This is a genomic window from Selenomonas sp. oral taxon 892 str. F0426 (assembly GCF_000468035.1).
Classification (GTDB): domain Bacteria; phylum Bacillota; class Negativicutes; order Selenomonadales; family Selenomonadaceae; genus Centipeda.
In genome coordinates, this window is record NZ_KI260533.1 from 29,698 (window position 1) to 45,816 (window position 16,119).

Annotated in this window: 14 protein-coding genes; 1 reads left to right on the forward strand and 13 read right to left on the reverse strand. The window is 54.9% G+C overall.

Annotated features, from left to right (window positions below; all coding sequences use genetic code 11):
• Positions 1-113: 113 nt before the first annotated feature.
• From HMPREF1992_RS03510 to rpsU, 6 genes are all read right to left on the reverse strand, one after another.
• Positions 114-1,931, reverse strand: coding sequence for a heme NO-binding domain-containing protein (locus tag HMPREF1992_RS03510; RefSeq protein ID WP_231366950.1), 1,818 nt, complete (start codon positions 1,929-1,931; stop codon positions 114-116).
• Between the two features lie 393 nt (positions 1,932-2,324).
• On the reverse strand, positions 2,325-3,881 hold the full coding sequence (gene guaA, locus HMPREF1992_RS03515; RefSeq protein ID WP_021684463.1) for a glutamine-hydrolyzing GMP synthase: 1,557 nt from the start codon (positions 3,879-3,881) through the stop codon (positions 2,325-2,327).
• Positions 3,882-3,902: 21 nt separating this feature from the next.
• On the reverse strand, positions 3,903-4,394 hold the full coding sequence (locus HMPREF1992_RS03520) for a regulatory protein RecX (protein WP_021684464.1): 492 nt from the start codon (positions 4,392-4,394) through the stop codon (positions 3,903-3,905).
• The gene (gene recA / locus HMPREF1992_RS03525; protein WP_021684465.1) at positions 4,391-5,524 is read right to left on the reverse strand and encodes a recombinase RecA; all 1,134 of its coding nucleotides are present in this window, start codon (positions 5,522-5,524) and stop codon (positions 4,391-4,393) included. The genes HMPREF1992_RS03520 and recA overlap by 4 nt, the downstream gene beginning before the upstream one ends.
• A 101-nt stretch (positions 5,525-5,625) precedes the next feature.
• Complete coding sequence (locus tag HMPREF1992_RS03530; RefSeq protein WP_021684466.1) at positions 5,626-6,069, reverse strand: GatB/YqeY domain-containing protein; 444 nt, start codon at positions 6,067-6,069, stop codon at positions 5,626-5,628.
• Positions 6,070-6,143: 74 nt separating this feature from the next.
• Positions 6,144-6,326 carry a 30S ribosomal protein S21 gene (rpsU, locus tag HMPREF1992_RS03535; protein ID WP_005841552.1) on the reverse strand — a complete coding sequence of 61 codons (183 nt, stop codon included), beginning with the start codon at positions 6,324-6,326 and terminating at the stop codon, positions 6,144-6,146.
• Positions 6,327-6,620: 294 nt separating this feature from the next.
• Between rpsU and HMPREF1992_RS03540 the strand changes: the two genes are divergently transcribed.
• Positions 6,621-8,132, forward strand: coding sequence for a Na+/H+ antiporter NhaC family protein (locus HMPREF1992_RS03540; RefSeq protein ID WP_021684468.1), 1,512 nt, complete (start codon positions 6,621-6,623; stop codon positions 8,130-8,132).
• Positions 8,133-8,229: 97 nt separating this feature from the next.
• Here HMPREF1992_RS03540 and HMPREF1992_RS03545 read toward each other — a convergent pair whose 3' ends face one another.
• The 7 genes from HMPREF1992_RS03545 to HMPREF1992_RS03575 form a co-directional block, all read right to left on the reverse strand.
• A complete protein-coding gene (locus HMPREF1992_RS03545) occupies positions 8,230-8,901 on the reverse strand; it encodes a hypothetical protein (RefSeq protein WP_037358426.1) in 672 nt (223 codons plus the stop codon).
• Between the two features lie 129 nt (positions 8,902-9,030).
• On the reverse strand, positions 9,031-10,386 hold the full coding sequence (locus HMPREF1992_RS03550; RefSeq protein WP_021684470.1) for an amino acid permease: 1,356 nt from the start codon (positions 10,384-10,386) through the stop codon (positions 9,031-9,033).
• A 12-nt stretch (positions 10,387-10,398) separates the two neighbouring features.
• Complete coding sequence (gene smpB, locus HMPREF1992_RS03555; protein WP_021684471.1) at positions 10,399-10,872, reverse strand: SsrA-binding protein SmpB; 474 nt, start codon at positions 10,870-10,872, stop codon at positions 10,399-10,401.
• A gap of 81 nt (positions 10,873-10,953) precedes the next feature.
• Positions 10,954-13,656, reverse strand: coding sequence for a ribonuclease R (gene rnr, locus HMPREF1992_RS03560; RefSeq protein WP_021684472.1), 2,703 nt, complete (start codon positions 13,654-13,656; stop codon positions 10,954-10,956).
• 21 nt (positions 13,657-13,677) lie between these two features.
• Positions 13,678-14,442, reverse strand: a complete 765-nt coding sequence (locus tag HMPREF1992_RS03565) for a carboxylesterase (protein ID WP_021684473.1) — start codon at positions 14,440-14,442, stop codon at positions 13,678-13,680.
• 74 nt (positions 14,443-14,516) lie between these two features.
• Positions 14,517-14,729, reverse strand: a complete 213-nt coding sequence (secG, locus tag HMPREF1992_RS03570; RefSeq protein ID WP_021684474.1) for a preprotein translocase subunit SecG — start codon at positions 14,727-14,729, stop codon at positions 14,517-14,519.
• Positions 14,730-14,825: 96 nt separating this feature from the next.
• Complete coding sequence (locus tag HMPREF1992_RS03575) at positions 14,826-16,118, reverse strand: hexokinase (protein ID WP_021684475.1); 1,293 nt, start codon at positions 16,116-16,118, stop codon at positions 14,826-14,828.
• Position 16,119: the final 1 nt, after the last annotated feature.

Genomic DNA, 16,119 nt, shown 5'->3' on the forward strand with positions numbered 1-16,119 from the left:
GAGCCGATAGGGGCGTTCGTGCAACACCCCCTTTCATGTCTAACTTTAAATTTTCTATTCTATGATCGAATCGGCTCCTCCAACAGCTGTTCACAGCATCTGTTTCGTATTTATCAGGTCTTATAGTGATTGATATCCGCTGAGAACGCTGTCGTGACTTCCTTGAACTGCTTGATTTTTTCCATCATATCCTGCAGCTTCAGATTATGCGTATGCATAGCGGCGTTTACCTCTTCGGTGGAGGCGGAGTTTTGCTCTGCCATAGCGGCGATATGCTCGACCTTGCTGAGGACATCTTCCATATTCGTCATCTCGGTCTTGAGCTGCTCAATGATGCCCGAAATACTTCCCGACACACCGCGGATGTTGTCGATGTACTGATTGTTCCCCTCGACAACGCGGACGAGCTGATTGCTCTCACGCTCCAAGACCTCGTATTCCTCGTTGACCGAAGCGACAACCTCACTAATGATACGCGTTACGGCCATGACATCGGTCGTGATGACCTCGGCATGTCCCTGCGACTGTTCGGCAAGTTTTCGGACTTCCTCAGCGACGACGCTGAACCCGCGTCCCTGCTCGCCTGCTCGCGCCGCTTCAATCGCTGCATTGAGGGCGAGCAGGTTCGTTTGCCCTGCGATATCCGTCACCAGCCCCGTGATCGCCATGATCTTCTCCGTCGCCTCTCTGAGGGACTCGACCTCTTCCTTCACCTCAGTGAATTTTTCCATGCTGTGATTGAGGTTTGTACTGGACGCACGCACCTTGCTGAAGCCCTCGTGAATGCTGTTGACGGCGCAGTTCAGCGCATCGTTATTCTTGACCTGCTCATCGACGACCGATTGCAGTGCCTTCATGTTATTGTTGAGGGAAGCAGCCACGGATATGGTATTCTCCGCCCCTGTCGTAGCGCTGTCGGCAACCTCGTTGATAACGCCTGCAATATTCCCCGAGGCACCGCCCATATTCTCTGCCAACCCGTCAAAATCAATGCCATATCGCCGCAGCTCGTCTCCTGTCCCCTTGAAGCCCGTAAAGTTCGCCTGCGCCTGCTTGCGATACTTGATCAGGTTATCATTGATCCGCTCGAACACGTCGCCGGAGCGAAGCGTCAGCGCGTCGAAATATTTGTTTTCGACCAGCTGGTCAATTTCTTTTTCGATTGCTCCGAGAGGACGCAGGAGCATACCGGCAGCGAGCGCAGCAAACAGCCCGCCGCACGCAGGAATGACAAACGTCTTCCACGAAACATCACCGAGGCTCAGCAGTACGGATAAAATCAGCGTCCCTGCAAACGTCAGCAGGCCAATGCCGCCCGACAGAGAGCCGGTAAAGGCGACGAGCCTATTGATGCCAAATTTTTTCTCTCGGAAGATCGGCCTTTCAAAGGTGAGCTTCAGCTTCATATGCGTGGCCGTCTGCTCCTGAACCTCGACCCCGAGTTTTTCCTTGAAATACTCTGCCGAGCCGTTGAGCAGCCCGCGAAAATAGTCCAGAAGCCCGCGACTCGAGTCATAGGTAAATACCGCCTCGTATTCCGAAATCGGCGTCATAATGAGCTGAGGCGGTTTTGCTCCTGCAATCTTTTTCACGATCTCCACATGAATATCATACGTCGATGCCAAGAACGTATATAGATTTTTATTCGCGAAAAATGATGGATACACACGCGCAAAGGACTTGATATTATCGCGGCCCAATTCATACCAAATATCTCGAACAGGGAGACCATTCGCCTTGCTGAGCATCTCCATCAGGCGTTTGATCGTGCCGTCATCGACGTCCTCAAGCGGCAGAAAGAGCCGATCCGGCTCCCAGCCCATCTCCTGCATAACCCTGTCAACTAGCTCACTGCCCCATAATTGGCGCGATGTACTAATCCACGTAGCGACTACAGTGCCTTTCATATAGCAGAGCCCTCCCAAACTCATTTACACAGTCTATTCCAATCTGCATTATAGGACATTTGTAGGAAAAAGAAAAGTAATTTCTCACCGAATGTTGCCGTCAAAAGATTTCTTGCTTAATACAAAATACAAGAAATGCCCCTAAAAGATTGCTCCCAACAGGAAATACAGTATGAGCGGTAAAAGAATATCTGTGCGAACACTCAACCTCAGTCAGATTTTTTTGAAGCCAAAACATAACTTGACCGCATTGTAATAGATGATATCGATATTGATTTGGAACAGCTGACCACGAAGAGGAGAAAACTATTCCAGACAACTATAATGATTCCAAATGAAAGGGGGTCAAACGGGGGTCACGGAAAATAAATAAGCGCAGATGCCCTTGATATACAAGGCGCTCTGCGCTTATTTCTACTATTCCAGTTCGATGGTGGCTGGCGGCTTTCCCGTACAGTCATAGAGAACACGGTTGACGCCGCGGACTTCGTTCACAATGCGTATGGTGACTCTTGACAGGACTTCCCACGGGATCTGCGCTGCCTCCGCCGTCATAAAGTCGCTCGTCTCTACAGCACGCAGGACGACAGCATAGTCGTAGGTGCGTCCATCCCCCATGACACCGACGGATCGCATGTTGGTGAGTGCGGCAAAATATTGACCAAGCTGTTTCTGAATGCCTGCCTTTGCAATTTCCTCACGATAGATGGCATCGGCCTCCTGAACAAGCTGAACCTTCTCTGCCGTCACCTCACCGATGATGCGGATGCCGAGTCCCGGCCCAGGGAACGGCTGGCGGTCAACGAGGTAGTCCGGGATGCCGAGTTCACGTCCCGCAGCACGTACCTCGTCCTTAAACAGGAGGCGAAGAGGTTCAACAATCTCCTTGAAATCCACATGATCGGGCAGTCCTCCGACATTGTGGTGCGACTTGATCACAGCCGATTTTCCGAGACCGCTCTCAATGACATCGGGATAGATTGTCCCCTGGACGAGGAAGTCCACCGCCCCAATCTCGTGCGCAGCCTCCTCAAACACACGGATGAATTCCTCTCCGATGATTTTGCGCTTCTCCTCGGGCTCTGTGACCCCCTTGAGTTTTGCATAGAACCGATCACGTGCATTGATGCGGATAAAGTTGACATCGTACGTGCCGGATTCCCCGAAAACAGCTTCGACCTCATCCCCTTCATCTTTTCGTAAAAGGCCGTGATCGACAAAGACACATGTAAGCTGGCTGCCGATCGCCTTTGAGAGCAGCACTGCAGCAACGGAGGAGTCGACGCCGCCTGAGAGCGCGCAGAGCGCACGGCCTGTGCCGATCTTTTCACGCAGCTCTGCGATGGTCTTTTGCACAAAGGAATCCATGCGCCATGTTCCTGTGCATTTGCAGACATGATAGACAAAGTTCCTCAGGATCTCTGTCCCGTGCTCCGTATGCATGACCTCAGGATGGAACTGGACCGCATAGAGCCGCTCAGAGGGATTCTCCATCGCTGCAATTGGGCAGACGGGTGTGCTTGCCGTCGCATGAAAGCCCGCAGGCAGTTTGCTGATATAGTCCGTGTGACTCATCCAGCAAATATTTTTTGCGGGGATGCCGTCAAATAGGAGGGACGATTTGTCCGCAATGTCAACCTCTGTTTTTCCGTATTCGCTCGTTGGCGCAGTCTCGACCATACCGCCGCAGATATATGCCATCAGCTGTGCACCATAGCAGATACCGAGGACAGGGATCCCGAGGGAAAAGAGTTCTTTCGGCGCTGTGATAGCCTCCGCACCATAGACGCTGTTCGGTCCACCCGTCAGAATAATGCCGCGCGGTGCAAGTTCTCGAATGCGGTCCATGGACAGTGTATGTGGGTGTACCTCACAGTAAACGTGATTTTCTCGGACGCGGCGTGCAATCAGCTGATTGTACTGTCCGCCGAAATCGAGTACTAAGACCATTTCTGCGCCATCGGCTCTGTTCATAATGAAAGTCCCTTTCTCATTTTATTCCTCTGCATTTTCTGTGAACATCCGTACAGCAGTATGCGCTGTATCGAGCGAAAACCCCTTCTGATACAGATGCGCCATCATCTTTTGATGCGCATCCGTCGGTTTGAACTTCGTGGAAAGAAGCCGCTCTGCTACAGCGATCTCTCGTTCGAACGTGTCCTCCGGGACAACACTCCTCACAAGGTCGTGATCAAAGCCGCGCTGCATGAGCTTTGCACAGATCTGACGAACGGAGCTGCGATTCTCATTGTAGAGATACATGAACTGCTGTGCACAAAGGTCCGTATCATCGAGATAATGCCGCTCAATAAGGCGCGCAACAGCATCGTCGATCTCCTCCGCGGGAAAACCCTTGCGGTCGAGTTTCTCACGCAGTTTCTTTTCACTGTATGCCTGCCGTGCGAGATAGTCGACCGCAGTCATCAGTGCCGTTTTATACGCAGCTTTCCGGGGGCGCTTCCTCTGTTCGTCGCAGCTATCGGTCATTCATCGCTCCCTGGCAGCACATCCGGCATCGCCTCATCCGAAGTATCTGTTGCTGCAGTGCCCCCGGCCTTTTTCAAAGAGGATTTCTTTTTAGAGGGTTCCCCCTCAACCAGAAGTTTCGTACGAATCTTTTCCTCAATCTCGGCGATGAGTTCCGGCTTCTCCTCCAGGGTAACCTTCGCGTTTTCCTTGCCCTGACCAAGACGCGTTCCCTCATAGGAATACCATGCGCCGCTCTTGTCCACGATATCGAGATCAACTGCCATATCGATGATGCTGCCGAGACGCGAGACCCCCTCACCATACATGATGTCAAACTCGGCGGTCTTAAACGGCGGTGCAACTTTATTCTTCACAATCTTAGCGCGCGTACGATTGCCAAGGGACTCAGTCCCCTGCTTAATCGAGTCGGCACGGCGTACATCAATGCGCACAGATGCATAGAACTTCAGCGCACGCCCGCCTGTCGTCGTCTCTGGGTTGCCATAGGTGACACCGATCTTCTCGCGCAGCTGGTTGATAAAGACGGCGACCGTGCGCGTCTTGCTGATAATGCCCGTGAGCTTTCGCATCGCCTGACTCATAAGACGTGCCTGCAGTCCGACAACAGAGGCACCCATGTCTCCATCTATCTCGGACTTCGGCACAAGAGCCGCGACCGAGTCCACCACGATGATATCAATCGCGCTGCTGCGCACCAGAGCATCGACGATCTCAAGCGCCTGCTCTCCCGTGTCCGGCTGCGAGATCAGAAGCTCTTCCGTATTGACGCCCAGCTTGCGTGCGTATTCGGGATCGAGCGCGTGCTCGGCATCAATAAATGCGGCAAGTCCACCCGCCTTTTGTGCCTCGGCGATCATGTGGAGAGTTACCGTCGTCTTGCCTGAGGACTCCGGACCATATACCTCAATGATGCGCCCGCGCGGGATTCCGCCGACGCCAAGAGCAATATCAAGGGGCAGAATGCCGGTCGATATGACCTCGATATTCATATTTGCCTTGGCCTCACCAAGACGCATGATTGCTCCCTTTCCGTGGGTTTTCTCAATCTGCTTGAGCGCGTTTTCCAGTGCTTCCTCGCGCGTCATCTGTTTCTCTCTCTTGATGTCCTTCTTATCTCTCTCTGCCATCTCATGCACTCCTTTATGTTCGATTCTTTTCCCAATTATACGAAAATCCCCGCTCTTTTGTCAAAAGGAATGTGCGGGGATTGTTCTATGCTATGAAGTAGTTATTTCAAAAAGGAGCGGACAATTTCATTTACAAGCTTGCCGTCCGCACGCCCCTTGACGCGCGGCATGAGAACGCCCATGACCTTGCCCATGTCCTTTGCAGTCGCCGCGCCGACTGCGGTGACTGCCTCTTCGACAATCTTCCGAATCTCATCGGCACTGAGCTGCTCGGGCAGATATGGCATCAGAATGGCGATCTCGCCCTTTGTCTTCTCGACAAGATCGGCACGTCCGCCGCGCTCAAACTCCTCGATGGAGTCGCGGCGCATCTTCACTTCCTTCGTGATGACGCCGATGATCTCATCATCGCTCAGCGTCTTCTTGCCGTCGATCTCGGCCTGACGAACGGCGCCGCGCACAAGGCGAATAACGGAAAGGCGCTCCTTCTCGCCCTGTTTCATCGCATCCTTCATATCTGCTGTGAGTTTTTCCATCAATGACATTGCTCTTCATCCCTTCGTAAAAGAAGTAAATAGAAAAACATCCGCGGCACAACGACCACGGATGCCTTTTGCAATCAGCCCCTGTATTTGCGTTTACGCGCTGCCTCAGACTTCTTTTTGCGGCGAACGCTCGGTTTCTCGTAATGTTCACGCTTTCGAACTTCGGCAAGAGTGCCGGCCTTCTGTGACATACGCTTAAAGCGGCGGAGAGCACTATCGATCGACTCATTCTTGCCGACCTTGATTTCATTTGCCATGCATTTCCCCTCCCTCCACGCGCGGAGTAATTTTGCACCGATAAATGATGCAAAAACATTATACCCCATAGAGATAATCCGTGTCAATCGTGTAATCAAATTTTCACAAAGGATGAATTCGTCTAAAATGTATTCGCTGCGCATGAACACAGCAGCAGCCTGATCATGGGGGCTGGCTGCCGATTCAACAGCGAGTCATCCGCCGATGCGGCATAAGAAAATTTTGCCAAATTCCTTTTTTTTGCTATAATGGGGAATAGTTTTGTAAAACAATAAAGGGAGTGTATTTAACTCATGACAGCAACCGCATGGTCGATTCTTCCGCCGATCATCACCATCGTCCTCGCGCTCTGGACGAAGGAAGTCTACATGTCGCTCATCATCGGCATCTTCTCGGGCGCAATGCTCTTTGCGGGCGGAAACTTCCTGCAGGCGACACTCACGATGTTTCAGGTCATGGCGGACAAGGTCGGCAGCAACGTCAACATCCTTGTCTTTCTCGTCATCCTCGGCATTCTCGTCGCCGCCATCACGCGCTCAGGCGCGATGAATGCCTACGGTGAGTGGGCAACGCGCACGATCAAGGGCAAGCGCAGCGCCTCCCTCGTCACCGTGCTGCTCGGCATTGTCATCTTTATCGACGACTACTTCAACTGCCTCACGGTCGGCACGGTCATGCGCCCCGTCACAGATAAATTCCAGATCGCGCGCACCAAGCTCGCCTACATCATCGATGCGACGGCGGCCCCCATCTGCATCATCGCTCCCGTCTCGAGCTGGGCGGCTGCGGTTGGTTCGTCTCTCCCGGAGGATGCACAGATCGACGGCTTCATGCTGTTTCTCCAGACAATTCCCTTCAATCTTTACGCATGGCTGACACTGCTTTTCATGCTCTTCATCATTTGGACGGGGCGTGACTTCGGTGCAATGCGGAAAAGCGTCGAAAAATCCAACGTGCATTTTGAAATCCCGAAGGAGTATCAGGACACCGCAGAGGCATCCGCGAGTGCGGCAAGCGAAGGCCGCGGCAAGATGCTCGATCTCATGCTCCCTCTCCTCGTTCTCATTGGCGCCTGCATCTATGGCATGCTCTATACGGGCGGAATCCATGACGGCAACAGTATCGCGGACTCCTTCGCCAACTGCGATTCCTCAAAATCGCTTGTGCTCGGCTCGTTCATTGCCTTCGTCTTCACCGGCCTGCTCTACCTCCCGCGCCGCGTCGTCTCATTCAACGTGTTTTGTGACAGCTTCGGCTGGGGCTTTAAGGCAATGACCCCCGCCATCTTCATCCTCTGCCTCGCGTGGACGCTCTCCGGCATCTGCAGCAAAGAGTACCTCGATCTTGGCGGCTTCGTCGGCTCGGTTGTGCAGGCAAATGCGGGCGTGGTCATGTTCCTGCCGCCGCTCTTCTTCCTCGTTGCGGTAGGACTTGCCTTTGCGACCGGAACAAGCTGGGGCACGTTCGGCATCCTCATCCCAATTGCAATCGCTGTTCTCGGTCAGACGGCACCGGACATCCTCGTCGTCTCCGTCGCCGCCATCCTCTCAGGTGCCGTCTGCGGTGACCACGCCTCCCCCATCTCTGACACCACCATCCTTGCTTCGGCAGGCGCACAATGCCACCACCTCGACCACGTATCGACACAGCTGCCCTACGTCACCGTTGTCGCCGCCTGCTCCCTGTTTGGATACATTGCCGACGGATTTACGGGCAACGGCTACATCGGTCTCGGTGTCGGCATCGCCTCCCTCGCTGTCTTCATGGCTGTACTCTCCTCGCGCGTAAGTCCAGCAAAAGAGTAAATTTTGCCCAAATACAACGAGTCACCGACAAAGCATTGGTGACTCGTTTTGTTTACGTGATGTTCAATTTGGCCCTCATATATGATAGGGCAAGCGCTCATGCCGCAAGTTTCTTTCCGGAATTCGGCTCGTTTTTCAGAATGTACTCCCCCACTGAGGAAGTCTCGCCCGATTGAAGGGCTTCGAGCATACGGTTGATGAGCGGCGGCGGTGTCCACGCGAGCGGCAGGAAACAATCCGCGCACGCGTTATACATTGCATGCAGATCGTTCTGGGCATGACGACGAAGGAGTGCATACTCGGCCTTTCGTTGCTCATATCGGCGCCCGGCACGCAGATAGCCGATCGTCGCAATCGCCCCCCAGAGAACGAAATAATATGCCCAGATAAAATTCGGCAGAAATGGCGAAAGAGGAAGATAGACCAGCGCAGAAACAAGCCCGCCGACGAGAAGCCAGAGAGCAAAGGATGGACGACTCACCCCTTCTTCAATATAGTTCAGATCCTCAAGCACCTGATAGAGGTTGTTGTGTTGGATAAAATACCCCCTCATACGCTGCAGTCCATCAATCTGGGCTGCACGTTCCTCTGGGATCGCCGCCGGCTCATTCAGAGCGATCTCCTCCGGCATGTCCCGTTTATGTTTTGCCGCAGTATCCGAGAGGAAGCTCCATGTATCCAGCTCATCATCAATCAGTGCTCGTTCTCCACAGTGAGGACAAATACGTGTAAGTCCTTCTATCTTCAATCCGCATTCTTTGCAAATCATGTGATCCCTCCTTACCGGCAAAATTTTATTACGTATTCTAACATATATCATTATTTTTGTCTAATGACAAAACCGGTATACATGAAAGGTCCATTCGCATGCACATACGAATGGACCTTTGTGTTTTATTTATTGTTGTTCCCGTTTCTGTTTTGATCGATAGCCAACCCAGAGGACAATCAGCCACACGGGAAGGATCAACACAGCGAGCTGCATCCCCGGGAGATGCGCCATCATAAATACAACGCCCGCGAGGAATATGAGACAGAGATAGTTGATCCACGGGTAGAACGGCGCACGGAATTTAATATGCTCTCCTTTACGCTCCATCTTTTTACGGAATCTCAGATGAGTGACAACGATCGTCGTCCAGCTGATTACGGCGGCGCAGATCGCAATAGAGATAAGATAGAGGAATGCATCACCAGGAAAGAAGTAGTTCAGAAACACCACGATAAGTGTAAACCCCGATGAAATAAGAATGCCGAGTACGGGTACGCCGCGCGTGGATAGGCTCTTCAAAACAGGCGGTGCATCCCCTCGCTGTGCAAGACCATAGAGCATACGGCTGTTGCTGTAGATCGCGGAGTTGTAGACGGAAATCGCTGCTGTGAGCACGACGAAGTTCAGGATGTGTGCAGCGGCAGGGATACCGACATTCTGAAAAATCTGCACAAAGGGACTCGCCTCCATGCCGACCTCGTTCCACGGCCAGAGAGCCATCAGCACCGCCATCGTGCCGACGTAGAAAATCAAAATGCGCCATATCACCTGATTGATCGCCTGCGGGATTGTACGATCCGGATCCTCCGCCTCTCCCGCCGTGATGCCAATAAGCTCAATTCCTCCAAACGAGAACATGACAACAGCCGTCCCAAGGAAAAAGCCCCACCAGCCATTCGGCAGAAAGCCGCCATGAGCCCAGAGGTTGCTGACATTCTCCGGGAACGGTGCGCCTGTGATGAGCAGCCATCCGCCAAGGCCGATCATGAGCACGATCGCCGTGATCTTCACAAGCGCCATCCAGAATTCCATTTCGCCGTATGCGCGGACATTCGTAAGGTTGAGCGCGGTGATGACGGCAAGGCAGATGAGTGCGGAGAGCCACTGCGGGAAATCCGGCAGCCAGAAATTCATATAGATCCCGACTGCCGCAAGCTCTGCCATAGACACAATGATGTAGTTGAACCAATAATTCCAGCCGGAGAGGAAGCCCGGAAAATCCCCCCAGTATTTGCCCGCATAGTGACTGAATGAGCCGGAGACCGGCTCATCGACTGCCATCTCACCGAGCATCCGCATGATGAAGAAGATCATGATGCCGCCGAGAAGGTAGGCGAGCATGACCGCGGGCCCCGCGAGAGCGATGGTAGACGCCGAGCCGTAGAAAAGCCCTGTCCCGATTGCTCCGCCGAGCGCGATCATCTGGAGATGTCTGTTCTTTAGTCCGCGCCGAAGTGCGGGCGACGCTTCCTTTTCCTGCATAAATACTCCTGTCTATCCGCGCTGCCGATCTTTGAGTGCCTGTTCCATTTCACGCCTCGCATCCTTTGCCTTGAGTGTCTGGCGTTTGTCATAGTTGTGCTTGCCGCTCGCAAGTGCGAGTTCGAGCTTTGCCCGCCCGCGCTTGAAGTAGACCTTGAGCGGGACAAGGGTCATCCCCTTCTCGCGTGTCTTGCCGAAGAGTTTCAGAATCTCCGCCTTGTGCATGAGGAGACGGCGAACGCGAAGCGGATCGTGGTTGAACTGGTTACCCTGCTCGTAGGGGCTGATATGCATATGATCGAGGAACACTTCCCCGTTCTTGATGTAGGCATAGCTGTCGCGCAGATTTGCCTTTCCTGCACGCAGGGACTTGACCTCTGTACCGACGAGCTCCATCCCAGCCTCATAGGTCTCATGGATGAAATAGTCATGACGTGCCTTGCGGTTTTCGCAGGCGATCTTGACGCTTTCGTTCTTTTTGCCCATAGAAATTCCTCACTCGGCGTTCCCCGTTCCACCCTCGGTTCTACGGAAGCACCGATAAATTCAGCACCAATCTGACGGACTTCATTTTATCGGCGATTCCTTGCGATTCATCCGCCGCGTAGGACGCGGCGCACGGCGCGGCTTCTCTGCTGCCTCCGGCTCCGGTCTCTGTGCGCGGTACCCCGGCGGGTCCGGCCAGACGGCGCTGTTCAGCCCTGTCACCTTGACGCGGTGATAGTCACGCTGGCCGCGCTCCTCGCCATAGCGCTCATTCCCTCTGCCGCGTGCAGAACCTCGATCGCGGCGTTCTGCACCAGCCTGCGATGCTCGCTCCGAGTGACCTGCTCGACGCGCACTAGCGGCCTTTGGCATCGCTGCACGAGTTTTTCCAGGAACACTCGCTGCGGCACTGCGCGCCGCACGCTCTCCCTCCTGCACACGCTTTCCGTGTGTCCCATGTGCGCCGCGTGTCTTCTTGCGCCGCTCTGCAGGAGTCGCCTCAACATCGGCGATGATTGGCTCTGCCTTGCGCTCCCCCTTCTTCTTGCGGGAACGGCGTTTGCCGGAGGATTTTCCGGCGTCAGCCTTGGGCGCGGCGTTTGCTTTGGCAGGCTTTGCTGCATGCGGCTCATAGACACCGTTGTCCTTCAGGACGAAGTCCAGTGTCCGTGCCTGCACATCCGCACGCGTGATAACGATGGTCACGGTGTCACCGAGACGGTAGCGTGTGCCCGTGCGCTCGCCGACCATCGCATACTGCTCCTCGACGTAGCTGTAGTAGTCATTCACCATCGTCGAGACGTGCACGAGCCCCTCGACGCCGTTTTCGAGTTCGACAAAGACACCGAACGCCGTGACGCCGCTGACAACGCCCTCGAAGGTCTCGCCGACGAACTGCGCCATGTACTCGATCTTCTTCATATCCGTCGTCTCACGCTCCGCCTCGATGGCGATGCGCTCACGCGCGGAGGAGTGCTCCGCCGCATCGGGGAGAGCCGCACGCAGCCGTTCCCGCTTCTCCGGCGCAATGTGCCCCGTAGCGAACGTCTCCCGCAGAAGCCGATGAACAAGGAGATCTGGATAGCGTCGGATGGGTGAAGTGAAATGCGTATAGTAGCGTGCGGCAAGTCCGAAATGCCCAAGACTCTGCGTCGAGTAACGCGCCTGCTGCATAGAGCGCAGGGCAACCGCACCGATGATGCGTTCCTCCGGCGCACCCTTCACACGGTCGAGCACCGCCTGTATGTCGCGCGGCTGTACCTTGCCGTCCTCATCAATGTTGAGGCGCAGTCCGAGTGCAGCGAGAAGACTCTGGAAGCGCTCGATCTTCTCAGAATTCGGTGTCTCATGCACGCGGTAGACAAACGGCTCTTCCTTCAGCTCCATGTGGCGCGCAACCGTCTCGTTCGCGATGAGCATACATTCCTCGATGATGGACTCACCGATCGAACCCATGCGCTTTATGAGCGCGACGGGATGTCCCTCAGCGTCGAGCTTCACCTTGATTTCAGGCAGTTCGAAGTCGATGGCACCGCGGCGATGACGCTTCGCACGCAGAGCCTCGCGCAGACGGCGCAGCGTACCAAGCATCGGGCGGATGTCCTCGTTGTCCGCGACAAACGGCTCCTCCCCCGCAAGGATTTTATTCACCAGTGTATAGGTCAGCCGGCGTGCAACGTGAATCACGCACGGCACAATCTCATAGCTTTTTACCTCACCGTCCGCGCCGATCTCCATCTCGCACGCCATGGAGAGACGGTCAACGCCCTCGTTCAGACTGCATATACCGTTCGATAGTTCACGCGGCAGCATGGGGATGACACGGTCGACGAGATAGACGCTTGTCCCGCGCCGCGCCGCTTCCACATCGAGCGGCTCGCCCGCGCGTACGTAGTGACTGACATCGGCGATGTAGACACCGAGGAAGAAACCGCCGTCCTTCTCATAGGCATAGATGCCGTCGTCGATGTCCTTCGTATCCTCACCGTCGATCGTGACAATGGGGAAGTCCCGGCGGTCACGCCGCCCCGCATACTCCTCGGGCAGCGGGTTCTCCGGGCAGTGCGTGGCCGCCTCTGCCACGGCGGGAGGGAAGCTCGCATCGAGATCGTAGGCTCGCATCACGGCGAGCACATCGACACCGGGGTCGCCCGTCTTTCCGAGCACCTCGATGACACGCCCCTCGGCGCTGCGGCGCTCCTCCGGCCACTTCGTGATCTCAACGACAACCTTGCTGCCCGTCTTCGCGCCGCCGAAATCCTTTTTCAGGATGAAGATATCCCGCCCGATCTTTGCGCTGTCGGGTGTGACGAAGCCGAACGCCTTGCTGCGCTCGAATGTGCCGACGATGTGTGTGTTTGCTCGCTCGAGGATGCGGATGATCTCCCCCTCACGCGCGCGTCCCGGCATCTCAGACGGGGTGACGCGTGCGACCACGCGATCTCCGTGCATGGCGGTTGCGAGGGCGCTGCCCGGGACAAAGACATCCGACTCGTCCTCCGTCGCACGAACATCGGGAATGATAAAGCCGAAGCCCTTGGGCGACATGGAGAGACGTCCCACGACAAGGTTCATGCGGCTCGGCAGTCCATAGAGACCACTGCGATTGCGGATGATCGCCCCCTCTGCTTCCAGTGCCATGAGCGCAGATGAAAGAAGAGGCTCCTCATCAGCAGCGAATCCGAGCCCTGTGAGCACCTCCGCCATCGGCAGCGGGCGATAGGCGTCCTCCCGCATAAAGGCGTGTACTCTTTCCTTTACAATATCCAGTTGTTCCTGTTCCATAATTTCCTCTTTTTTCCGTTCCTACAATGCTCTTTCCTGTACGGTATCTTCCAGTAAAAATGCAGCCGTTCGTTCAAATACGCGCTCCCGAATCCCTATGTCGAGCGGCAGCAGATGTCCTGCCTCCGATAGGATGAATTTCTCACACCGTGCACTTCGAACATTCTCGTAGAGATAGTCAGCACTCTTTGGATCTGCCGTGTGGTCGCGTGCTCCATGCATGATCAGAATCGGTACCGACACACGTTCAATCTCCTTACAGAGAATATCAATAACATCCATCACCTCGTGGATGGAGACCAGCGGCATACGCCGGTAGGTGTTGTTCGCCCCCTGCGGCACATTCTCGAGTTTACGCCGCGCCTTCGGCACGTATCGGTCAATGCACGCCTCACGCGTCGGCAGATGCTCGATCCCCTGCTCCGGTGCGATCATGATGGGAGCGCAGATACTTACGACATGAGCAGCCTCCACCTCGATGGAGAGCAGCATGGCAAAGACAGCCCCCATCGAGTGACCGACAATCGAAACACGCTCACATATGCCGCTGAGAATGGCATACCCATCCCGCACTGAGTCCATCCAGTCCTCATGCCCCATGCGGCTAAGATCCTCAACCGTTGTCCCGTGCCCAGCGAGGCGTATGGCAAGTACGGTAAAGCCCCGCGCATTCAGATATTCCCCAAGCAGGCGCAGCTCTGCCGGCAATCCTGTAAAGCCATGAATGAGAAGCACGCCATGCTGCCCTCCCGGCAGCAAAAACGGCTCTGCTCCATGCAAAAGCATGCCGATGCCCCCTCTGCACAGCGTTTTCCTAAAAAAATCCCTGCACCGCTGAGGCAGCAGCAGGGATATTCACATCAACTCGACATCCGCGCAATCACAATGGTGATCACACCGAACAGGATTGCAAATACGAGAGTCACACGCGCAAGCAGCGCATCCATCCCACGCGCCTTTCCTGAGAAGACGGTGTCTCCGCCGCCGTCAAGACCTCCCATGCCGGCAGACTTCGCCTCCTGCCCGAGCACGGACGCGATGAGGATAATTGCGACGATTGCATCAAGTACCATTAATAACGTGAGCAAGAAAAAGCCCCTTCCTTCACTAATATGAATTATATTCTGTTATCATAGCACAGACGAAGCCTGTGAGGCAAGTGAAATGTATCAACCCCGCTCCGTCATTGCCGCGGCAATTGCGGCACCAAGTCCCGATCCACCGCACGCAAGCATGGTATCCACCTTTGCCGCATCCTCGCCAAGGAGCTCTGAGAATGCACGCCGCATCTCCTCCTGCACGAGCGGCATCTTCTCGTATACACTGCCATCGACCGCAATGTGCTGCGGACAAATCTCGCCTGCACCAGTGATCTGCCACAGAGTCCCAACAAAGGTCGCTGCAATGAGGCGTATAGATCGCACGACAATTGCGCGTGCAAGCTCACGAATGCGCACCGCATCCTCTACCGGAAGAATCTTCCCCGTCACGGCCTCAACGATCGTTGCTGCCAGCTGTGCATCCTCCCCCACATCCGCGAGCATGCGGCTAAGATCAACACTCGTAAAATGATACGTATGTCCCTTTTCGCCGAGAAGCTCTGCCATGGCAAGGCCAAAGAGTTCACCTAGATAGCGTCCGGCAACCATTTTCTCGAGACGCTGCTCCCCCTTTTTTTCAGATGCAGCATCCAGTGCCACATCAAAGCGGTTCGGGGAGATCTTTTGGAAGCCTCCCGACTCCATATTGATGATCATCGGCGGCTCGGCCATCCCCGTATGAGGTTCGAGATAGCAGGTATTGTGCCCTGTTGCGTAGATCGCCCCGATCTTCGTATCTCCATTGATGTAGGCTGCGGATAGGAGGACTGCTACTGTATCGTTGATGACGGAGTTCGGCGTGACATTCGAGAGACCTTGACGCACGAGCGCTGCTCGCAGGAGATCATTGACAACCTCGCCCTCAACGCCGCGTGCCGCAAACTCCTTCGTCCAAATGATCAGGCGTGCATCATTGATGTTCGTCTGCCTGGACGGAAAGGAAAATGTATGTCCAAGGAGATATGGCGTCTCATGGTCACCGGCAACAGCCTCATCAACAAGTCCTGCGAGGAAGTCAAACATCTCTTCGCCCGTCGCATCCGCACCAACAAAATCGTAGACACCATCGACCTTGAGCGGTTTTGCGACATGGGAGAGCATTTTATATGTCCCATTGCCCTCGAGCCGATAGAGCAGGACGCGCACATTCGTCCCGCCAAAGTCGAGTGCAAGATAGCTGCCACGCTCCTCGCCCGTCGGGAGTCCCAGATAGGACGGCAGCATACGAAGCGATGAGTCCGGAGATCCGGCAAGCCCCAAGCGCATATCCTGGCGAAAATTGGCCGCAGCCTCACGCAGATGCTCTGTATCCACCGTAAAGGCCGCAATGATCTCATTGTAAAGCACCGAATCAAGCGCCATG